Genomic DNA, 20,995 nt, shown 5'->3' on the forward strand with positions numbered 1-20,995 from the left:
TTACCCTTAATGGGCCGCCCATCAAGAAATGCCGCGTGTTTAGGTCGGCGGTACCAATGGTTATGTCCTTCGCTGTCGGGCTTCATGGCCGCCGTACCCTCACCCCAACCCCTCTCCCGGGGGGAGAGGGGCTAGCGCTGTTCCTTCTCCCCTCGGGAGAAGGTGCCCCGAAGGGGCGGATGAGGGTACGGCTCGAAGCCTCGCAATGCCCCAGCAACGAGGCGACCAGGCCAATCCCCAATCCCGACTCCCCGATCCCCGCCTCACTCCGGCTTGCGCGGATCCAGCGAGATCAGTCGGGTCACGTCCAGCAGGGCGGCGGGCAGGTGCATGCCGCCGGGGGCGGCGAGGTAGCGGGTGCGCCAGGCAGGGGCGAACTTGGACTTGAAGCGGCGCAGGCCGGTGAAGCCGTAGAAGCGTTCGCCGTGGCGCACGATCAGGTTGCCGAAGCGGTTCCAGCGGCCGGCCAGGCGGTGCTGGGCCAGGCCCGACAGCGGCGCCATGCCCAGCGAGAAGCGCTTGTAGCCCTGGTCGCGGCCCCACAGGAACAGCTCGATGAACAGGAAATCCATCGTGCCCTTCGGCGCATCGGCGATGTGCCGCATCAGGTCCACCGACAGCTCGTGGCCGGCCGGGGCCTGCCACAGGTTGGCGAAGGCCACGACCTTGCCTTCGAACTCCACCACCGCGATCGGGAAGCGGCGCAGGTAGGCCGGGTCGAAGCTGCCCAGCGAGAAGCCCTTCTCGGCGCCGGCCTTGTCTTCCAGCCACTGCTGCGAGACCTCGGCCAGCACCGGCATCAGCGCGTCCACCGCGTCGGTCTCGACGATGCGGAAGCTCAGCCCGCTGCGCTTGCCGCGGTTCCAGGCCTGGCGCAGGTCGGCGCGGTCGCGACCCTCCAGGTGGAAGCCCTCCAGCGACACCATCGCTTCCTCGCCGAGCTTGACCAGGGTCAGGCCCAGGTCCAGGTAGGTCTGCCAATGCTGCTCGCCGACCTGGTAGAACACCGGGCGCAGGCCCATGCGGTCGGCTTCCTCGCGGAAGCGCCAGATCAGCGCGCGGGCCACTTCCGGCGCGCCGACCGGGTCGCCCATCGCCACCAGCGAGCCGCCGTAGCGCTGCATCATCACGAAGCCGGGGCCGTCCTCGGCCTGCAGCAGCGCCTTGTCGCCGGTCAGCACCAGGCAGGCCTGGGTGTCGGTGGCCTCGGCCAGCACCGGCGCCAGCGCGTCCAGTTGCGCGCCATCGGCCGGCGGCAACGGCGAGCGCGTGCTGTGCAGCAGCCGCGCCAGCCCGAACACCACCACCGCCACGCTGACCAGCAGCACCGCGCGCAGCGCGCGTGGGGCGTTGGCCGAGGTGGCGAACTCCCACCACAGCTCGTTCTGGTATTCGACGTGACTGTAGACGAAGAACAGCAGCCAGATCGTGGCGATCAGCACCAGGCCGAGGTTGCGCAGCCACGGCCACGACCAGGCCTCGTCGAGCAGCGCGCCCTCGCGATAGAACTCGCGGCGCGCGCCCCACAGGCCGACCGCCACCACCAGCGAGGACAGCGCCACCGAGACGTGGCCGCCGCGCAGCCAGGCCGGCAGCGGCAGCAGCACGCAGATGCCGATCGCCAGCACCCAGGCGGCATGGCTGCGCCGCTGCAGGCCCTGGCCGATCAGCAGCAGCACCACGCCGCCGAGGCTGGCCAGCAGGTGCGAGGTTTCCATGATCGACAGCGGCGCCATGTCCTGGCGGCGCTTGGGCGTGGGCAGGGTGCCGTCGATGACCAGCGCCGCGCCGACCGCGAACACCGCCAGGGCGATGATCTGCGGCAGCCACGGGCGCAGCGTGCGCCAGGCCACGCGGACCCCGCCGGCACTGGCGGCCAGCGGCCGACGCAGGCCGGACAGCGACGCCATCAGCACCGACAGCAGCAGCGGCACCACGTAGTAGGTGATGCGGTAGATCAGCGCCGCCGCCAGCACCGCCGCCGGCGCCACGCCGGGCAGCAGCTTGAGCAGGCTCCACTCGAACACGCCCAGGCCGGCCGGCACGGTCGAGACCAGGCCCGCCACCACCGCGACCAGGTACAGGCCGACGAAGCCGATGTACTCGATGCCCGATTCGTTGGGCAGCAGCACGTAGAACGCGGCACTGGCCAGGCCCAGTTCGACCACGCTCAGCGCGGTCACGCCCAGGGTGGTGCGCCGGTCCGGCAGCCACAGTTCGTGGCTGCGCCAGCGCAGGGTGCGGCCGTCGCGGCCGGCCAGCAGCAGCATCGTGGCGAAGCCGACCAGCAACGCGATGCCGATCGCGCGCACCGCAGTCGCGCCGACCGGCAGCGCCAGCGCCGCCGCGGCCGGTTCCAGGGTCAGGGCCAGCGCCAGCAGCAGCCACGCGCCGAACACGAAGCCGAGCGTGCTCATCAGCACCACTTGGCCGATCTCGGCCAGGCTCAGCCCGACCCGGCCGTAACCGCGCAGGCGCACCGCGCCGCCGGTCAATGCGGCGAAGCCCAGGGTCTGCCCGACCGCATGCGCCAGGAACGCGGTAATGCTGATCCGCATCGGGTGCAGCTTGCGCCCGCTGCGGCGCAGGCCGACGGCATCGAAGCCGATCAGGCAGGCATAGCTGCTCAGGCCCAGCAGCAGGGTCAGCACGATCTGGCTGAGGCTCAGCTGGTTGAAGGCGTGACGGATCGCACTGTAGCCGTGGGTGCTGAACTCCGTGGCCAGCGCGTGCAGCGCCAGGGCCAGGATCGCCAGGCTGGCCAGCACCGGCAGCGCACGGCGCCAGCCGGGCGTGGGGGCGGGAGTAGAGGGCGCGGCGTCGGTCATTGCGGACGGACGGCGGCGAGGCGCGACGGCGCACGTTGCGCGGTGCGCGACGCGGCCGGAGCGGAAGTGCGGGTGAAACGAAGACGGGCCATCGCGATACCGGTTGGATGAAAGCGTGTGACGAACATTGAGAGGGCTGCGACCAAGTGGCTGCGTCGCGGTGGGTGGGGTGTCGGGGCAAGCCGGGTTGCACCGGCCTGCCGCGCATCACCCCGGTGGGATGCCACGCGTCAGGTCCCGACAGCGGTCGCGGTCAGCGGCGCGAAGGCGAGTGCGGTACCGGTGAGCTTGGCGCCCTCCCGGGCCGCACCCCGCAGCGCACACATCGCACCCCTGTCAGCCGTACCGCTCCTCTTGCCGTGCATCCCACGCTCCAGGCTATACCGGCCGTGCCGGCGACGCGCATGATAGTGGAATCGCACGTCGCCACGGCGTCTGGACCGCGGCAGGGGCCGTGGCCGGCGCATGTGGCGACGGTCTGTGTCGGTTCCGGAGCCTGTCGATGCCCTTGTCCGCATCTCCCTTTCCCTCGCCGCCGCGCTGGACGCGCCTGGCCGGCGCCGCGGCGCTGCTGCTGGCGCTGCTGTTCCTCGGCGTGGCCATGGCGTTGCAGGTCTTGCGTGCCGATCTGCACTGGCAGCAGGCCACGCTCAGCCAGTACCTGCATGGGCCCGGCGGCCTGCTGCTGCGCACCGTCTACGTCCTGCTGGCCGTCGGCGTGGTGGCGCTGGCGGCCGGGCTGTATGCGCAGGCGCCGCCACGCGCGCGCAGCGGTGCGCCTGTATTGCTGTTCGGCTGCGCCGCGCTCGGCCTGTGCGGCGTGGCGATCGGCGACAGCTATCTGCCGCAGCGCGCACCGCTGCTGGCGCCGCTGGTGCACGGACTCTCCGCGCAGACCGCGTTCCTGTGCGTGACCACGGCGATGCTGCTGCAGAGCGCGTGGCTGCGCGGGCAGGCGGCGTGGAAGGGCCGCGCCGGGCCGCTGTTGCTGCTGGCGGTGCTGGCGTTCGTGGCCCTGTGGGTGCATGTGCTGTGGCGCGCACCGCCGCGCGGGCTGACCCAGAAACTGCCGATCGTGTTGATCCTGGCCTGGCTGCTGCCGGTGGCGTATCGCGTGTGGCGGCCGGTGCCTGCAGCCGCGGCGCAATCGCGCGACAATGGCGCGGTCTTCCCACTACAGGACAGCGCATCATGATCCAGCGTTTCGATACCGGCCCGCGGATGTCGGAGATGACCGTGTACAACGGCGTGGCCTATCTGGCCGGGCAGATCGCGGACGATACCAGCGAAGACATCGCCGGCCAGACCCGCCAGGTGCTGGCCGCGATCGACCGGTTGCTGGCGCTCGCCGCCACCGACAAGAGCCGGATCCTGCGCGCGGAGATCTTCATGACCGACCTGGCCGAGTTCGCCGAAATGAACAAGGTCTGGGAAGAATGGGTCAGCCCGGGCAACACCCCGGCCCGCGCCACCGTGCAGGCCAAGCTGGCCGACCCGGCCTGGAAGATCGAGATCGTCATTACCGCGGCGGCGTGAAAGCCGGGAATGGGGAGTCGGGAATCGGGAATGGGAAAGCCGGCAGTGCGTCGCCTGAGCGACCGCGTGAAGCAGTGGCTTTAGCCGCGACAGGCGTCGCCGGTAAAGCCCGTCGCGGTTGACCGGAAGTTCCTTGGGTACGCAGGTAACCCGGGCACTCGCGGGACGCCCATTCCCGTTTCCCCATTCTCCATTCCCGGCGCCCCAGCGCCCCAGCCCCTCAGCGCCTGACGAACCGGTAATGCGCCACGCCCCACTGCTGGCCCTGTTCGTAGCCGAACAGTTCCGCGCAGGCCATCCAGAACATGCGCCAGCGTTGCCACCAGATCTTGGCGTCGGCGCCGTAGGTGGCCTGCAGCACCGGCATCAGCGTGTCGCGGTGGCGGTCCTGGTTGTGCAGCCAGGCGTTGGCGGTCTTCTCGTAATGCTGGCCGGACAGCAGCCAGCGGCGTTCGATCGCCAGGTCGTCCTGGAACTGCAGCAGGGTGTCGGCCGCCGGCATCAGGCCGCCGGTGAAGAAGTGCCGGCCCATCCAGTTGTCCTCGCCCTGCACCTCGAACGGGTAGGCCAGGTCGCGATGGCAAAAGATGTGCACGAACAGCCGGCCGCCCGGCACCAGCCAGTGGCTGACCCGCTTGAGCAGTTCGCGGTAGTTGCGCATGTGCTCGAACATCTCGATCGAGACCACACGGTCGTAGCTCTCGGTCGGCAGGGTCAGGGTGTTGGCGTCGTGGGTGATCACCTTGACGTTGTTCAGCCCGCGCGCACGGCATTGCGCTTCGATGTGCTCGCGCTGCGGCCGCGAGTTGGAGACCGCGGTGATGCGCGCGCCGGGGAATTGCTCGGCCATCCACAAGGTCAGCGAGCCCCAGCCGCAGCCCAGTTCGAGGATGCGCTGGCGGTCGCGCAACTGTGCGCGTTCGGCGTACAGCTGCAGCATGCGTTCTTCGGCCGCGTCCAGGTCGGGCGTGGTCGCATCCCAGTAGCAGCTGCTGTACTTCAGGCGCTTGCCCAGGCACAGCTCGAAGAAGCGCGGCGGCACTTCGTAGTGCTGGCGGTTGGCTGCGTCGGTCTCGATCGCGATGGCGCTCTCGCGCAGCGATTCGATCAGCAGGCGCTGGCGCTCCCAGGCCGCGTCGGCGCCGCCGGCGCGCTCGTCGCGCAGGCGTTGCGCGCACAGCCGGCGCATCGCCGCGCGCAGCATGGCGTCGGGCAGCAGGCCGGATTCGGCCAGGCGCGTGACCAGCGGCTCGGCCGGCGCGGCAGGCGGGGAAGAGGTGGCGAAGGTACTGGACATGGCGGATCTCCTCGCGCGGCTCAGTGCCGCGGCGGCATGGGGAAGAAGGCGCTGGTGCTGCGCTGGTAGTCGGCGTAATCGCGGCCGCGCGAGCGCAGCGCTTGCTGTTCGGTATAGGGAATGCCGGTGACGCGATAGAGGAAGGCGAACATCAGCAACGGGCCCAGCGCGGCCACGCCGACCCACAGCGCGCCGCTGCCCACTGCCAGGAACACGTAGGCGAACCAGTGCACGAATTCGAAGAAGTAGTTCGGATGCCGCGAATAGCGCCACAGGCCTTGGCGGCAGGTCTTGCCCTTGTTCGCCGGGTCGGTGCGGAACGCGGCCAGTTGCCGGTCGGCCAGGCTCTCCCCGCCGACCGCGATCAGCCAGGTCGCGACCGCCAACGTGGTCCACACGCTCCACTGCGGCTGCGGATTGTGCGCGGCCACCGACAGCGGCACCGCGAACGCCAGTACCACCAGCGCCTGGCCGAGGAAGAACGCCAGGAACTTGCGCTGGTCGCCGTGCCAGTGCTCGCGCAGGGCACGATAGCGGCCGTCTTCGTGCGCATCGCCGAACACGCGTACGCCCAGATGCCAGGCCAGGCGCGCGCCCCACAGCCCGCCCAGCACCGCGGTCAGCACCCGCGGCAGCAGCGCGCCATCGGCGCGCCAGGCGCAGTACACCGCGGTCAGCGCCATGCAGGCCGACCACAGCACATCGACCACGCCGGCATTGCGGGTATGTCGCTGCCAGGCCCAGCCGGCGAGCATGACCAGCACGGTGAAGATGCCTACATGCAGGAGCGGCCATGCGTTCATCGCGCCGCTCCGGTGGCCGGCAGCGCCGGCGTGGCGACCATCAGGCGGCGCGTCGCCAGGCTCAGCAAGGTCAGCGCCGCGGCCCAGCCCACAGCAAGCGCCAGCAGCGCCTGCGGCGTGGGCGCCACCAGCGTCACCGCCTGCCAGCCGCGCGCGGCCAGCACATAGCCCAGCGGGCCGCCAATGGCGCCGAACAGCGCCGCGCGCCAGGGATGGCGCATCACCCAGGCCAGCGAGTGCTGGAAGGTCAGCGCGAAGCCGGCCCACAGCGCCAAGATCCACAGCGGCGGCCACGGTGCCGGCGGCGCGGCGGCGTAGCGCACCCAGTCGCCGGCGCGCATGGCCGCATCGACACCGGCGCCCAGCGGCAACGCCAGGGCGATCAGCGCGGCGTCGCCATGCGCGCGGCGGCGCGGCTGCAACTGGTACAGCGCGAACAGCGCCAGCGCCGCCGGGCCGGCCCAGGCCAAGCCGTGCGCGGCGCCGACGACGGCGGCCAGCCACAGCCCCTGCAGGGCGAGGTAGTTGATCAGGTTGCTCATGCGTCGCCCGCCAGCGCCGGCGCGAACTGGGCCGGCCGTGCGCGCGGCTTGCTCAGCCACAGGTGCACGTCGCCGATCGAGCGCTCCAGGAAGCCGCCTTCGCAGTAGGCCAGGTAGAACTCCCACATGCGGATGAAGCGTTCGTCGTAGCCGAGCGCGCGCACCTGCGGCAGCCTGGCCATGAAGCGCTCGCGCCAGGCGCGCAGGGTCAGCGCGTAGCTGGGGCCGATGTCTTCCAGGTTGAACAGGCGCAGGTCGCTGGCGCGGCCGATCGCGCCGGTCATCGCCGCCACCGAGGGAATGAAGCTGCCCGGGAAGATATGGCGCTTGATGAAGTCCACCGACTTCAACGCCTGCGCGTAGCGATGATCCTCGATGGTGATGGCCTGGATCAGCGCCTGGCCGTCGTCCTTGAGCAGGCTTCCTACCTTGCCGAAGTAGGTATCCAGGTATTGATGGCCGATCGCCTCGATCATCTCGATCGAGACCAGGCGATCGTAGCGGCCGTCGAGATCGCGGTAGTCGCGCAGCAGCACCTCGACCCGGTCCGACAGCCCGGCGGCCGCGATGCGCTGCCGGGCCAGTTCGTACTGCTCGCGCGAGATGGTGGTGGTGGTGACGCGGCAGCCGTGGTGCTTGGCCGCGTGCAGCGCGAAGCCGCCCCAGCCGGTGCCGATCTCGACCAGGTGGTGGTGCGGCTGCAGGTCGAGCTTGGCGCAGATGCGCTGCAGCTTGCGTTCGGCGGCGCGTTCCAGCGCGGCTTCGCCCAAGGCGGCGTCGGCGTCGCGGAAGATCGCCGAGGAGTACATCAGGTTGCGATCCAGGAACAGCTCGAACAGCTGGTTGCCCAGGTCGTAGTGCGCGGCGATGTTGCGGCGGCTGCCGGCGCGGGTATTGCGCGCGAACGCGTGCAGGCCGCGCATCGCCAGGCCGCCGAGCCGGGCCAGGCCGGTCTCCATCGCGTCCAGGCGGTCGCGGTTGCGCACCAGCAGGCGTACCAGTGCGACCAGGTCGTCGCAGTCCCACAGGCCGTCCATGTACGCCTCGCCGACGCCGACGCTGCCGTTGAGCGCGGCCTGGCGGTAGAAGCGCGGGTCATGGATGCGCAGATGCGCCTGCAGCGTGTCGGCGCCGATGCTGGTATCGCCCAGCGTGGTCAGCGTGCCGGCTTCCTCGATGCGCACCTGGCCCTCGCGCAGGCCATCCAGCGTGGCGAGCAGGCGTTGCCGCAGCAGGCGGTCGAGCCCGCGCAGCGGCGGTGCGGCAGGGGCCAGCGCGGCGGCGGAAGAGGGCGCGTGCGGAGCGTTCATCGGCGTTCTCGCGGAAGGGAGTGGTCGGGGTGGTCGTGCACCGGGTTGCCGCGCAGCCACAGCCGCAGCGCCTGCCAGTGGATCTTGGCCATGACCTGCAGGGTCATCGCCGGATAGCGCAGCAGCGCCTGCGCCAGGCTGGCGCCATCGAGGGCCCGGCGCTCGAGCACCAGGGTGGCATCGAAGCGTCGCCGCGTCGCCGCCGGCGTGGGATCGAGCACGTCCATGTGCACGCGCAGTTGCGCGCCGGGTTCGCTGAAGCGCCAGGCATAGGTGTGCGCCATCGCCATGAACGGCGAGACGTGGAAGCGCTTGGCGAAGCGCCAGGCGTGCGTGGCGCCGTGACTGCGCGCCTCGGCCATCGGCAGCACGTAGGCGTGGCGCTGCCGCCACGGCGTGTTGGTGATCTCGGCGACGATGCTGTGCAGGCGCTGCTGCGCGTCGTGGCAGTAGTAGAACGTGACCGGATTGAAGCAGTGGCCGAAGTAGCGCAGGTGGGTGAGCATGCGCACCGGGCCGAGCGGGCGTTCGCCGGTGTGCTGCTGCACGCGGTCGCGCACCGCCTCGTCCAGCGGCTGTGCGGGGTCGCCCAGGTAGTCGCTGCGGCGGAACTCGGCCAGGTTGCGCCGGTTCACCGACCACAGCCAGCGCCGCGCGAATACCTGCTCCAGTTCGTCCAGGTCCAGGTACAGCAGGAACAGCGGATAGCGGAACGCCAGCGCTTTCGGCGCGTAACGGCGATGCCGCACCCAGCCGGTGTATACCGCGCTGTGCAGGCCATGCAGGGTCGTGCCCGCCGCCGCCGACGTTGTCGAGACGGCGCCAGTCGGCGGGGCGGGCACGGCAGCACGGCGCATCAGCGTCATGACCAGGGTACCCCCAGCGCGGCGGCGACGTCGACCGCGCTGCGCAGGCCGTCCTCGTGGAAGCCGAAGCCCCAGCCAGCGCCGGCGAACCAGGTATTGCGCTGGCCCTGGATCTCGCCCTTGCGCGCCTGCGCCGCCACCGACGCCTGGGTCTGCAGCGGATGCCGGTAGCGCATGCGTCGCAGCACCTTGGCCGGATCGATCGCATCGGTGCGGTTGAGGCTGACAATGAACGGCTGCGGCGCCTGCAGCGACTGCAGTGCGTTCATCCAGTAGCTGACCGTGCACGGCGCGTCCGGATCGGCCGGCACGTGCGCGTTCCAGGCGGCCCAGGCGCGGCGGTCGCGCGGCAGCACGCGCGCGTCGGTGTGCAGCACGGTCTCGTTGTCCTGGTAGCCGATCGCGCCGAGGATCGCGGTTTCCGCGTCGCTGGGGTCGGTCAGCAGGCGCAGCGCGTCGTCGGCGTGGCAGGCCAATACCGCGTGGTCGTATTGCTGGGTGTCGGCATCGCAGGCGATCGCGACGCTGCCGTGGGCCGTGCGCTGCAGCGCGCGCACCGGCGTGCCGAGCCGCTCGCGCACGCGCCAGCGGCTGCGCAGCGCGCGCACGTAGCTGTTGGAGCCGCCGCGCACCACCCGCCACTGCGGGCGGCCGCTGACCTGCAGCATGTGGTGATTGGCCATGAAGCCGATCAGCTGGCGCATCGGGAAATCGAGGATCTGCCGCGACGGCGAGGACCACAGCGCCGAGGCCATCGGCACCAGGTGCGCGTCGCGGAATATCTCGGAGTAGCGGTGGCGCTGCAGGAAGTCGCCGAGGGTGAGCTGCGCCAGCGTGGCGTCGTGCAGCACCTGCGGCGCCTCCCGGTAGAACCGCCGCAGATCGCGCAGCATGCGCCAGAAGCGCGGCGACAGCAGATTGCGGCGCTGGCAGAACAGCCCGTCGAGCGTGCCGGCGTTGTACTCCAGCCCGGTGCGTTCCTCGTGCACCGAGAAGCTCATCGTGGTCGGCTGCGACTCGACCCCGAGCCGCGCGAACAGCGCGCTCAGCAGCGGGTAGTGCTCCGGATTGAACACGATGAAGCCGCTGTCCACCGCGTATTCCGCACCGTCCAGTTCGATCGCATGGGTATGGGTATGGCCGCCGAGATAGTCGGCCGCCTCGTACAGCGTCACCTCGTGGCGCTGCGACAGCAGCCACGCCGCGCCGAGGCCGGCGATCCCCGAGCCCACCACCGCGATCCGGCTCATCGGGCACGCGCCTGCGCACGCACCAGCCCGGCCGGCACCGGCTTGAGCTCGCGGATCACGCGCGTCCACGACAGCGCCTTCAGGCCGTACCAGGTCAGGTCCAGCTCCCACCAGCGGAAACCCTGGCGCGCGGCACCGGGGAAGAAATGGTGGTTGTTGTGCCAGCCTTCGCCGAAGGTCAGCAGCGCCAGCCACAGGTTGTTGCGGCTGTCGTCGCGGGTGTCGAAGCGGCGGCTGCCGAAGCGGTGCGCCAGCGAGTTGATGGTGAAGGTGGCATGGAACAGCGCCACGGTGGAGACGAAGAAGCCCCACACCAGCAACTGCGGGCCGTCGGTGCCGAGCTGCGGCACGTGCTGCTGCAGCCACTCGCCGAGCAGGAACAGCGCCAGCGCCAGCAGCACCGGCAGCAACAGGTCGAAGCGGTCGAGGAAGCGCAGTTCGGGGAAGCGGCGCAGGTCCGGGATCGCCTCCCAGTCGGTGCGGAAGCCGCGCGGAGTCAGGAACCAGCCGCTATGGCTCCACCAGAAGCCGTGCTGGCGCGGCGAATGCGGATCGGCCGGGGTATCGGTATGGCGATGGTGGTTGCGGTGGTGGGCGGCCCACCACAGCGGCCCGCGCTGCACGCAGGTGGCGCCGATCGCGGCGAACAGGAACTGCACCGGGCGCGAGGTCTTGAACGCGCGGTGCGCGAAATAGCGGTGGTAGAAGCCGGTGAGCGCGAACATGCGCACGGCGTACATCGCAACCGCCATGCCGACGGCGAACCACGACACGCCGACCCAGAACACGCTCAGGCACGCCAGGTGCAGGCCGATGTAGGGCGCGGCACGCAGCCAGTCGATGCGGTCGGCACGCGCCGGATCCAGCTCGATCTCGGCACTGGTGTCGAACCACCGCCGCAAGGTGCGCAGGATGCGGCCACGCGCGGCAGGTGGCGTTGTGGAAGGGCTGGGTTCCGGAACGGGACTCGGCACAAGCGCGTCTCATTGGGGGACTTGGGAGCGATACGGGCGAAACCGGAACACGGATGCACCCGCGTCGCATTTCCCCTGCACGGCTGCGGGCGCGGCATGGCGGCCACGACGGCGCAGCGCAGGCGTCGCACGAATCGGAAGATCTGGCTGTCGTGCGGATGCGCGATGGCGGCGGGGATGTTGCCTGCGCACGAGTGGTGGGCGGGTGAATGCGCGACCGGTTCTTGTAGACGAGCGCGGCATAGCCTGACCGCGGCCCGATCTCTCCGCGGCGCGTGCAAGGTACGTGGTGCACTGCCCCTCTCCCATCGGGAGAGGGGTTGGGGTGAGGGTACGGAGCGAAGCCCTCGCGTATCCAACTTGCGCTAGCGGACGCTGTACGAGGCTTCGCCCGGACCCTCATCCGCCCCTTCGGGGCACCTTCTCCCGACGGGAGAAGGGGATCCATGGTCCCGATGGGAGAAGGGGTGTCTACGGCGCCAGCTGCAGCGTGCTGATGCCGCCCTTGGCCACGACCGGACCGGTGGCGACGCCGCCGGGCGCGCCGCCGGGCGGTTCCATGGTCACCGCCAGCACCGCGCCGTCGCTGAGCATGGGCATCAGCGCATCGGGGATGCGCGCCACGCGCGCCTTGGCCTCGTCGAACACACCCATCGAGCGCGCCTTGCCGTCGGCCGGGATCAGCCACAGTTCGGGCACGCGCGCACTGTCGTGGGTGCCGCCCAGCGGGGTGAGGGTGATGCTGCGCTTGTCGGCGTCCATCAGCGCCACGTAGCCGGGCTTGCCGTCGTCCTGCATCAGCGTGGAGGTCATCGCGATGCCGCTGGGCTTGGGCGTGGTGGTAGTGGCGACCGGCGGGGGCTGCGCGGCCGGCGGCGGTACCGGCGCACGTGCCAGCAGCAGCGCCATCAGGCAGGCCGTGGCGGTGGCGAAGCCGCCGGCGCTGAGCCAGCGCCAGGTCCGCACACTGTCCCAGAACCCGGGTGCGGCGGCGCGCGGGCGCGGCGCCGGCGCATCCAGGCCCAGCGAGGCGCGGATGCGCACCCACACGCGCTCGGGCACCGCCACCGGGGCGATCTCATCGGCCAGCGGCATCAGGTGTTGCTGCCATTGCAGCACGGCCGCGGCGAATTCGCGGTCGCTGTCGATGCGTGCTTCGGCGGCGCGGCGTTCCTGCGCGTCGAGCACGCCGAGCACGTACTCGCCGGCCAGCACGTCGCGCGGCGGCGGGGTTTCCTGTGGATCGGGCACGGAGGCGTTCATCGTTCCAGGCACGCTTTCAGTTTGGCCAGGCCACGGCGGATCCAGCTCTTGATCGTGCCCAATGGCGTGCCGCTGCGCTGGGCCAGTTCTTCGTAAGTGATGCCTTCGAAGAACGCGGTACGGATCAAGTCGCCGCGCGGCGGCTCCAGTTCGCCCATGCACACGTCCAGGCGCCGCCCGGCCACCCGCCACTCGGTGTCGGCGAGCGGATCGCGGCCTTCGTCCTGCAGTTCACCGGCGTCGTCCAGCGCCACCGACTGCCGCGCCGGTGCGCGTGCGCGCAGATGGTCGATGGCCTTGTTGCGGGCGATCATGGTCAGCCAGGTCAGGCCGCGCGCGCGCTGCGGGTCGAACTGCGCCGCCTTGCGCCAGACCGAGGAGAACACTTCCTGCAGCACGTCCTCGGCTTCGCCGCGCTGCGGCACGATGCGCAGGCACACGCCGAACAGGCGCGAGGACGTGGTGCGGTACAGGCGTTCGAACGCGGCGCTGTCGCCGGTGGCGGTGGCCACCAGCAATTGTCCTGCTTCGTCGTGATCGGGCGACTCGGTCATGCCGGGAGACGGTGGCGAAGGTCGGCGCGATGCTACAGGCTTTCGCCGCGGCCGTCGCTCAGACGTGCTGGCGCCGCCACAGGATGAGAGCGGCGAGCAGCAGGACGATCTCGAACGCGGCCAGGCCGGTCGTGGTCGGGCCCACCGGCCACAGCCGCAGCAGGCTGGCGCTGCGGTAGAGCACGATGGGCACGTAGAACGCCAGCGCCAGGAGCAGGCCGGTGCGCAACTGCCCGGTGCGGGCGAAGTAGCCGAACAGGAAGGCCATACCCAATTGCAGGCCGCCGTAGATGACCAGGTATTCGGACTGGCCGGAGCGGTCCAGGCCGATATAGCCCACCGCGGCGGCGGTCTGCGCCGGCAGCAGCGTGCACCAGACGGCCAGGAGCGCGTAGAGCGCGGCGTTGAACCACAGGTAGGCCTTGGCCATGAGGTGTCCTCGTCGATGCGCGGGCGATGCGCAGGCATGGTTGTAGCGGGTGCGGCGATGGCCGGCGTGAATGCGCTGGCGGCGCGGCTCAGCGCGCGCTGCATTGCGCGACCAACGGTTGCTGCAGCGCCTGCTCCCAGGCGCCATCGTCGGCCTGGCCGCGCAGGCGTTCGGGAAATTCGATGCGCACGCTCGGGTAGCGGCCGCGCGCGTCGCGGATGTTGCCGACGCCGCGGAACTCGCGCAGGCGCCGATCCTGGCGCGTGTAGGCGACGCTGAGGTCGGGCAGCAGCGTGCCGTACCAGGCGGCCAGGCTCAGGGTGTAGCGCTGCACTTCGGCATCGGCAGGGCCGGGGGTGATGCGGAAGTCGAGCGTGCGCAGTTCGCTGGGCAGCACGAAGGCGATGCGCTGCGGTCCGCCGCTGCCCAGGCTGTCCCAGCGCTGGCGCAGATAGGCGTCGAAACCGGCGTCGATCACCTGCGCCTCGGTGCTCTTGGGCAGCGGCGCGCGGCGTTCGGCCTGACCCTTGGCCTGACTGAACATCTCGCGCCCACTGCCGCTGCGGCGCACACCCTCGCGGTAGCCGCTGCGCGCATCGACCAGTTCGAAGTCCGGCGCGGCGCTGCCGTCGTCCACGCGCTTGCGCGCGAACGCGGCGCCGTCGGTGCACTGGTACAGCACCAGGCGCGCGCCATCCTCGCGGACCCAGTGGCTTTCGCGGTACAGCACCTGTTTGCCATCGGCGGCATAGGCGATGCCCTCGTAGTGCAGCATCGCCCGCGCAGGCGCGGCGGCGACCAGGGCGGCGGCGCCGAGGGCCAGGGCCAGCGGCAGGTGCGCTCGAATGAGCGGGAAGGCGGCGGTCGACGTCGGCATGCACGGCGCTCCGGTGGGATGACACCAGGACATACGCGGCGGGTGCCGATCCGGATGCGCAGGCCGTGGCGGCCGCGCTGAAGCGGCTGTCTCAGCGCAGGACGATGCAGTCCACCGGACAGGCCGGCAGGCACAGTGCGCAGCCGGTGCACAAGGGCGCCAGCACCGTGTGCATGTGCTTGGCGCCGCCGACGATGGCATCCACCGGGCAGGCCTGGATGCACTTGGTGCAGCCGATGCAGTCGGCTTCCACCACCCATGCCACCTGCGGCGGCGTGTGGGTGCCGCGGCTGCGGTCGTAGGGCAGGGCAGGAACGCCGAGCACCCGCGCCAGGGCGCGCGCGCCGGCGTCGCCGCCGGGCGGGCAGCGGTCCACCTGCGCCGTGCCGGCGGCCATCGCCTCGGCATAGGGACGACAGCCGTCGAACCCACACTGGCCGCATTGGGTCTGCGGCAGCAGGCGATCGAGACGTTCGAGCAGCGGGGCGTGGGCGGGCGTCATGGCGGAGGCGGCGCGCGGCAGCGCCGCGGGGACTACAGAGCGAAGAAGATGCATCGGCGTGGTCAGCCCGCACAGTGTAACGCGGTGCCCATGTTCGCCCGACGGCGCCGCATCGGGCAGTGTCGTCGGCTCAGGCGATCCGGCGCCCGCAGTACCAGCGTTCGTGCGCCAGTGCCAGCATCGGCCGATCCTCGCGACTGTCGCCGTACGCATGGATGCGCCGATAAGCGTTCAGGTCGTACTGCATGCGGATCAGCGCGGCCTTGCGAGGGCCGCAGTCGCCGTGGCGATAGCGGCCGGTCAGGCGCCCATCCTGCACTTCCAGATGGTTGCAGATCAGGTCCAGCCCATGTTGCGTGCACCAGGGCCGCAGATACAGATCCAGCGAACCGGAGACCAGCACCACGCTGTGCCCCTGGGCCTGGTGCCAGGCGATCCGCTGCATCATGTCCGGTCGCAGCAGCGGCGGCAGCGCCTGCTGCGCATAGTGCTCGGCCTCGCGGGCGATCTCGTCTGCATCGCGGCCGGCGAACACCAGCCGGGTGACCCGCGTGCGCAACGTCGCCGCCGACACCAGGCCCAGCCGATAGCCGGCCAGCCACGGCCCGACCGCCCAGCGCGCCCGCGCCTGCTGCGCCGGCGTGGCCACACGGTGCAGGAATCCCGAATAGGTATCGGCGGTGGTGACCGTGTGGTCGAAGTCGAAGAGGGCCAAGTCCATGGGAATGGGGAATGGGGAAACGGGAATCGTAAAAGCGGGTCTGGCGGCGGGCTGCAGCTCTGTGATTCCCGATTCCCTATTTTCCTTTCCCGGCCTTACCGCACCGGCATGCCCGGCTGCGCGCCGCTGTCGGCGTCGAGCAGGGCCAGGGCGCCGCCGTCGAAGCCGGCCGACAGGATCATGCCTTCGCTGAGGCCGAAGCGCATCTTGCGCGGGGCCAGGTTGGCGATGAACACCACGCTGCGGCCGACCAGCTTCTCCGGCTCGCCGTAGCTGCCGCGGATGCCGGAGAAGATCTGCCGCTTGCCCAGCTCGCCGGCGTCCAGTTCGAAGCGCAGGAGCTTGTCCGAGCCTTCGACGAACTCGCAGGCCAGCACCTTGCCGATGCGCAGGTCGAGCTTGGCGAAGTCGTCGATGCCGATGTGGCCGGGATTGGGGATTGGGGATTGGGGATTGGTGGCGGCCTTCGCTTCCTGCTTGGCGGGGGGCGCGGCAGTTGGAGTGGGGGCGAGGCTGTCCTTGGAGGCGTCGGTCATGGCGTCGAGCAGCTTGGGGTCGATACGGGTGAACAGGGGGGCGTACGGTTGGATCACGTGCGCCAGCAGCGGGGCGTCGAGGTCTTCCCAGGCGCCGAGCGGGGCCGACAGGAACGCCTCGGCCTCGGCGCAGGTGCGCGGCAGCACCGGCTTGAGCGCGGCGGCCAGCACCCGGAACAGGTTCAGGCCCTGCGTGCACACGGCCTGCAGTTGCGCTTCGGCGCCGTCCTGCTTGGCCAGCACCCAGGGCTTGTGTTCGTCGATGTACTTGTTGGCCTCGTCGGCCAGGGCCATGGTCTGGCGGATCGCGCTGGCCGGGTCGTTGCGCTCGTAGGCCTCGCGGATCGGCGCCAGCGCGGCGACGAAGCGCGCGTACTGCGCCGCATCCGGCAGCGCGTCGGCGAGCGTGCCGCCGAAGCGCTTGTCGATGAAGCCTGCGCAGCGGCTGGCCAGGTTGACGAACTTGCCGACCAGGTCCGCGTTGACCCGCGCCACGAAGTCGCCCAGGTTCAGGTCGAGATCGTCGACGCCGCCGGAGGACTTGGCCGCGAAGTAGTAGCGCAGCGCTTCCGGCTCCAGGCCCACGTCCAGGTAGGTGCGGGCCATGACGAAGGTGCCGCGCGACTTGGACATCTTGGCGCCGTCGACGGTCAGGTAGCCGTTGACGTGCAGCCGGGTCGGCGCGCGGTGCCCGGTGCCGTGCAGCACCGCCGGCCAGAACAGGCCGTGGAAGTTGACGATGTCCTTGCCGATGAAGTGGTGCAGTTCGGTGGCGGTGCCGGCGGCCAGATGCGGCTCGAACACTTCGCCCAGGCTCGCGCACAGGGTCTGGAAGCTGCTCAGGTAGCCGATCGGCGCGTCCAGCCACACGTAGAAATACTTGCCCGGCTGGCCGGGGATCTGGAAGCCGAAGTAGGGCGCGTCGCGGGAGATGTCCCAGGCGCGCAGGCCGCCTTCGCTGTCCAGCCATTCCATCAGCTTGGCCTTGACCCCGGGCAGGGCGACGTCGCCGGCCAGCCACTGCCGCAGGAAGCCGTCGAAGCGGCCGACCTCGAAGAAGAAGTGCTCCGAATCGCGCAGCTCCGGCGTGGCGCCGGAGATCACCGACTTGGGCTCCTTCAGCTCGGTCGGGGAATAGGTGGCGCCGCAGACCTCGCAGTTGTCGCCGTACTGGTCGGCGCTGCCGCAGTTCGGGCAGATGCCCTTGATGTAGCGGTCGGGCAGGAACATGCCCTTGGCCGGGTCGTAGAACTGCGCCACCGAGCGCCGCGCGATGTGGCCGCCGGCGTCGAGCTTGGCGTAGAACGCCTCGGTCAGGGCGCGGTTGGCGTCCGAGTTGGTCGAGTCGTAATGGTCGAAGGCCACGCCGAACGCGGCGAAATCGCGCTCGTGGCTGGCCTGGATGGCGGCGATGAAGCTCTCCGGGGTGACCCCGGCCTTCTCGGCGGCAAGCATGATCGGCGTGCCGTGGGTGTCGTCGGCGCACACGAACCAGGTGCGGTCGCCGCGCAGCCGCCGCGCGCGCACCCAGATGTCGGCCTGGATGTAGCCGACCAGATGCCCCAGATGCAGCGGTCCGTTGGCATAGGGCAGGGCGGTGGTGACGAGAGCGGTGGTCATGGCGGCCGGCGTTTCTGGGGGCCGGGGATTATTGCATGGAGCGGGGAATGGGGAATTGGGAATGGGGAATCGCAAGAGCGGTGGCCTGCGAACTGATTGGCAACGAAAAAGGCGCCTTTGCAGGCGCCTTGTCGGAGTGGGGCGGCATCAGGCCGGCAGATGCCGCTTTTTACGATTCCCGATTCTCTACTCCCGATTCCCGGCTTCCGTCACTCCCTGATCCAGGTCTGCGTCCGCCCCAGCGCCTCGATGCCGATGTAGCCGCGCATCTGCAGCTTCTTGCCGCCGTCGGTCAGGGTGACCTTGGCCTTGTAGGTCTTGCCCTTGGCCGGGTCCAGCACCGAGCCGCCGTCCCATACCGCGGTGCCGTCGGGCTTGAGGCCCCACAGGATTGTCATGCCCTTGATCGGCTTGCCCTTGCGCTCGCCGTCGCACTTGTCGCACATCGGGTTGGGGCCGTGGTTGGACTGCAGGATCTCGACCACCTTGCCGCTCAGTGTGCCGTTGGCGGCCTGTTCGATCTGCACGATCGACTTGGGCTTGCCGGTTTCGTCGTCGATGGTCTGCCAGCGGCCGACCGGCGAGGTGTCGGCGGCGTGCGCCATGAATGCCGCCGCGCTCAGCGGCAGGGCCAGCATCAGGGTCTTGAAGGTCGTGCGCATGTTCCCCTCCCGAGGGATGTCCGGTGCGGCCGGCGCGATGCCGGCCTGATCCGACTGTATACCCAAGCGTATGGTGCTGGGAATCCGCACTGCGGCATGCGGTTCAGCGTGGCCGGCGGTGGGCGTTCAGCCGCTTTCGTACAGTTCCAGCGGCAGGTCGTCGGGATCGGCGAAGAAGGTGAAGCGGCGGCCGGTGTACTCGTCCACACGCATCGGTTCGACCTCCACGCCGTGCGCCTTCAGGTGCGCGACGGCGGCGTCCAGGTCGCGCACGCGCAGCGCCAGGTGGCGCAGCCCACAGGCTTCCGGGCGGCTCGGTCGCGGCGGTGGGGTCGGGAACGAGAACAGTTCGAGCTGGCTGCCGTCGGGCAGGGCCAGGTCAAGCTTCCAGGAGTCGCGGGTTTCGCGATACACCTCGGCGATCACCGGTAGGCCGAGGAGGCGGCAGTAGAAGTCCTTGGAGCGCGCGTAGTCGGAGGCGATGATCGCCACGTGGTGCAGGCCATCGAGGGTCAGGCTCATCGGCACAGCGCCTGTCCGAATTGCAGCAGATGGCCGTCCGGATCGCGGATCGCGAATTCGCGCATGCCGTAGTCGAAGTCTTGCAACGGATAGACGATGTGCCCATGCGGATGCAGCCGCTGCCACCAGGCATCGACCTCGTCGGTGCGGAAGTACAGCGAGCAGGCGGCGCTGGCAATGGAGGTGTCGGCCTCTGTGTGGTGCGCAGCCAGCATCAGTGCCAGCGGGCCGTGCCGCAGCGACACCCAGCCCGTCGCCACTGCACCGCCATCGAGGCGAAACGCCAGGGTTTCGGTATAGAACGCCAGTGCCGTAGTCAGGTCGGCACAGCGCAGCATTGGGGTCAAAGAAGTGAAGGTCATGGGTTGACCCGGCGCGAGCGAGGGAAGCGATCCATCTGCGGAGGATAGCGCAGCGTCGCGACCGTGCCGCCGCCGTCTGCGACACTGCGCATTCCATCGCTGCGAGGCCGCGCCATGCCGCACAACCCGTTTGCCGCGCTGCTGGCCGAGGACCGGTGCCTGGTGCTCGATGGCGCGTTGGCCACCGAGCTGGAACGGCGCGGCTGCGATCTGCGCGATCCGCTGTGGTCGGCGAAGATCCTGCTGGAACAGCCGGACCTGATCCGCCAAGTGCACCAGGATTATTTCGCCGCCGGTGCGCAGTGCGCGATCACCGCCAGCTACCAGGCCACGCCGCAGGGCTTCGCTGCGCGCGGGATCGACCTCGCGCACTCGCATCGCTTGATCGCACGCAGCGTCGAACTGGCGCAACAGGCAAGGCAGGCGCATCTCGCGCGGCATCCGCAGGCGGATGCCTTGCTAGTCGCCGGCTCGGTCGGTCCGTATGGCGCCTATCTGGCCGACGGGTCCGAATACCGTGGCGACTATGCGCTGACGCCGGCGCGAATGCGCGACTTCCATCGTCCGCGCATCGCGTCCCTGGTCGCGGCCGGTGTGGAGTTGCTGGCCTGCGAAACGCAGCCGTCGTTGGCCGAAATGGCGGCCTTGCTGCAGGTGCTGGAGGAGTTTCCTGGGGTTGTCGCCTGGTTCGCCTGCACCCTGCGCGATGCTGCGCACCTCAGCGACGGCACGCCGTTGCGCGAGGTGGTGGCGTTGCTCGACGGCCACCCGCAGGTGGTCGCGCTCGGCGTCAACTGCGTCGCGCCGTCGCTGGCTACTGCGGCGTTGCGTCATCTGGCGACGCTGACGCGGTTGCCGCTGGTGGTGTATCCGAACGCGGGCGAGCGCTACGACGCCGAGCGCAAATGCTGGCAGGCCGACAGCGCCGATGCCGGCGGCCTGGTCGACCACCTCGCCGCCTGGCGTGCGGCCGGCGCCCGCCTGATCGGCGGCTGCTGCCGCACCACGCCGCAGGACATCGCGCAGCTGGCACGGCGTCTGGCATCGTCGTAGAGGAGGGGGCGCTCGCCTTGCACGCGACTGCACGATGGCTTCGCCGTCGGTTTTCAGTGGGTGTCGGCGCTGATCGATCGCCTTGGCCGTTTGTGGGAGGGACTTCAGTCCCGACGCCCTTCACTGCAACGCGTCGGGACTGAAGTCCCTCCCACAAGGGGTTCACAACTGGTGTGCGATCCGCACCGAGTGGAATGGGCGCAACGGGACGGCGATTGCATCAACGGGATGTCGCTGTAGTTCCCACTACTGTCGCGCTGCACTTGCAGCAGCCGGCATGCCAGCGAGCTGCACTGTGGGAGGGACTTCAGTCCCGACGCCCTTCACTACAACGCGTCGGGACTGAAGTCCCTCCCACAATGGGTTCGTGCGCGCTCATGTCCTGGTGGAACTGGCATGCTATCTGCCTCCGTGCGGCTGCTGCTTTCCCTTAGGGGCGGCTTCAGCCGCGACCGGGCTTCACCAGGAAGGCCCCATCGCGGCTGAA

The 20,995-nt window shown here is 70.1% G+C and carries 21 protein-coding genes; 3 read left to right on the forward strand and 18 right to left on the reverse strand.

The window, feature by feature from the left end; genetic code table 11:
• Window positions 1-263: 263 nt before the first annotated feature.
• Window positions 264-2,828: a bifunctional lysylphosphatidylglycerol flippase/synthetase MprF gene (gene mprF / locus CEK66_RS11455; RefSeq protein ID WP_150410310.1), complete on the reverse strand. Its 2,565-nt coding sequence runs from the start codon at window positions 2,826-2,828 to the stop codon at window positions 264-266.
• A gap of 502 nt (window positions 2,829-3,330) precedes the next feature.
• Here mprF and CEK66_RS11460 point away from each other — a divergent pair.
• Window positions 3,331-4,023, forward strand: coding sequence for a DUF998 domain-containing protein (locus CEK66_RS11460; RefSeq protein ID WP_152236991.1), 693 nt, complete (start codon window positions 3,331-3,333; stop codon window positions 4,021-4,023).
• The gene (locus CEK66_RS11465; protein ID WP_017910151.1) at window positions 4,020-4,364 is read left to right on the forward strand and encodes a RidA family protein; all 345 of its coding nucleotides are present in this window, start codon (window positions 4,020-4,022) and stop codon (window positions 4,362-4,364) included. Before CEK66_RS11460 ends, CEK66_RS11465 begins: the two co-directional genes overlap by 4 nt.
• 220 nt (window positions 4,365-4,584) lie before the next feature.
• On the opposite strand, the gene CEK66_RS11470 is transcribed toward CEK66_RS11465, so the two are convergent.
• From CEK66_RS11470 to CEK66_RS11550, 17 genes are all read right to left on the reverse strand, one after another.
• Entirely contained in the window at window positions 4,585-5,661 is a 1,077-nt protein-coding gene (locus CEK66_RS11470; RefSeq protein ID WP_152236992.1) for a cyclopropane-fatty-acyl-phospholipid synthase family protein, read from the reverse strand.
• 20 nt (window positions 5,662-5,681) lie between these two features.
• A complete protein-coding gene (locus CEK66_RS11475) occupies window positions 5,682-6,464 on the reverse strand; it encodes a DUF1295 domain-containing protein (protein WP_152236993.1) in 783 nt (260 codons plus the stop codon).
• A complete protein-coding gene (locus CEK66_RS11480; RefSeq protein WP_152236994.1) occupies window positions 6,461-7,006 on the reverse strand; it encodes a DUF2878 domain-containing protein in 546 nt (181 codons plus the stop codon). The genes CEK66_RS11475 and CEK66_RS11480 overlap by 4 nt, the downstream gene beginning before the upstream one ends.
• On the reverse strand, window positions 7,003-8,316 hold the full coding sequence (locus tag CEK66_RS11485; protein ID WP_152236995.1) for a cyclopropane-fatty-acyl-phospholipid synthase family protein: 1,314 nt from the start codon (window positions 8,314-8,316) through the stop codon (window positions 7,003-7,005). The genes CEK66_RS11480 and CEK66_RS11485 overlap by 4 nt, the downstream gene beginning before the upstream one ends.
• On the reverse strand, window positions 8,313-9,182 hold the full coding sequence (locus CEK66_RS11490) for a DUF1365 domain-containing protein (RefSeq protein WP_017909120.1): 870 nt from the start codon (window positions 9,180-9,182) through the stop codon (window positions 8,313-8,315). Before CEK66_RS11490 ends, CEK66_RS11485 begins: the two co-directional genes overlap by 4 nt.
• A complete protein-coding gene (locus CEK66_RS11495) occupies window positions 9,179-10,432 on the reverse strand; it encodes an FAD-dependent oxidoreductase (protein ID WP_017915332.1) in 1,254 nt (417 codons plus the stop codon). The genes CEK66_RS11490 and CEK66_RS11495 overlap by 4 nt, the downstream gene beginning before the upstream one ends.
• Window positions 10,429-11,406, reverse strand: coding sequence for an acyl-CoA desaturase (locus CEK66_RS11500; RefSeq protein WP_193312638.1), 978 nt, complete (start codon window positions 11,404-11,406; stop codon window positions 10,429-10,431). Before CEK66_RS11500 ends, CEK66_RS11495 begins: the two co-directional genes overlap by 4 nt.
• A 471-nt stretch (window positions 11,407-11,877) precedes the next feature.
• Complete coding sequence (locus tag CEK66_RS11505; protein ID WP_152236996.1) at window positions 11,878-12,669, reverse strand: anti-sigma factor; 792 nt, start codon at window positions 12,667-12,669, stop codon at window positions 11,878-11,880.
• On the reverse strand, window positions 12,666-13,223 hold the full coding sequence (locus CEK66_RS11510) for a sigma-70 family RNA polymerase sigma factor (protein WP_152236997.1): 558 nt from the start codon (window positions 13,221-13,223) through the stop codon (window positions 12,666-12,668). The genes CEK66_RS11505 and CEK66_RS11510 overlap by 4 nt, the downstream gene beginning before the upstream one ends.
• A gap of 58 nt (window positions 13,224-13,281) precedes the next feature.
• Complete coding sequence (locus CEK66_RS11515; protein ID WP_152236998.1) at window positions 13,282-13,653, reverse strand: DUF4345 domain-containing protein; 372 nt, start codon at window positions 13,651-13,653, stop codon at window positions 13,282-13,284.
• A gap of 88 nt (window positions 13,654-13,741) precedes the next feature.
• The gene (locus CEK66_RS11520) at window positions 13,742-14,530 is read right to left on the reverse strand and encodes a hypothetical protein (RefSeq protein ID WP_152236999.1); all 789 of its coding nucleotides are present in this window, start codon (window positions 14,528-14,530) and stop codon (window positions 13,742-13,744) included.
• 91 nt (window positions 14,531-14,621) lie between these two features.
• Entirely contained in the window at window positions 14,622-15,086 is a 465-nt protein-coding gene (gene rnfB / locus CEK66_RS11525; RefSeq protein ID WP_081613384.1) for an Rnf electron transport complex subunit RnfB, read from the reverse strand.
• A gap of 76 nt (window positions 15,087-15,162) precedes the next feature.
• The gene (locus tag CEK66_RS11530; protein WP_152237000.1) at window positions 15,163-15,753 is read right to left on the reverse strand and encodes an HAD family hydrolase; all 591 of its coding nucleotides are present in this window, start codon (window positions 15,751-15,753) and stop codon (window positions 15,163-15,165) included.
• A 95-nt stretch (window positions 15,754-15,848) separates the two neighbouring features.
• Complete coding sequence (gene metG, locus CEK66_RS11535) at window positions 15,849-17,909, reverse strand: methionine--tRNA ligase (RefSeq protein ID WP_152237001.1); 2,061 nt, start codon at window positions 17,907-17,909, stop codon at window positions 15,849-15,851.
• Between the two features lie 209 nt (window positions 17,910-18,118).
• Window positions 18,119-18,571 (reverse strand): DUF2147 domain-containing protein, encoded by a 453-nt coding sequence (locus tag CEK66_RS11540; protein ID WP_017910211.1) that lies wholly within the window; start codon window positions 18,569-18,571, stop codon window positions 18,119-18,121.
• Between the two features lie 126 nt (window positions 18,572-18,697).
• The gene (locus tag CEK66_RS11545; protein WP_226978581.1) at window positions 18,698-19,087 is read right to left on the reverse strand and encodes a VOC family protein; all 390 of its coding nucleotides are present in this window, start codon (window positions 19,085-19,087) and stop codon (window positions 18,698-18,700) included.
• 2 nt (window positions 19,088-19,089) lie between these two features.
• On the reverse strand, window positions 19,090-19,455 hold the full coding sequence (locus tag CEK66_RS11550) for a VOC family protein (protein WP_152237003.1): 366 nt from the start codon (window positions 19,453-19,455) through the stop codon (window positions 19,090-19,092).
• A 114-nt stretch (window positions 19,456-19,569) separates the two neighbouring features.
• Here CEK66_RS11550 and mmuM point away from each other — a divergent pair, with 114 nt between their 5' ends.
• Window positions 19,570-20,508, forward strand: coding sequence for a homocysteine S-methyltransferase (mmuM, locus tag CEK66_RS11555; protein WP_152237004.1), 939 nt, complete (start codon window positions 19,570-19,572; stop codon window positions 20,506-20,508).
• The last annotated feature ends 487 nt before the right edge of the window (window positions 20,509-20,995 follow it).

Source organism: Xanthomonas sp. LMG 12460, from assembly GCF_009192895.1.
Classification (GTDB): domain Bacteria; phylum Pseudomonadota; class Gammaproteobacteria; order Xanthomonadales; family Xanthomonadaceae; genus Xanthomonas_A; species Xanthomonas_A sontii.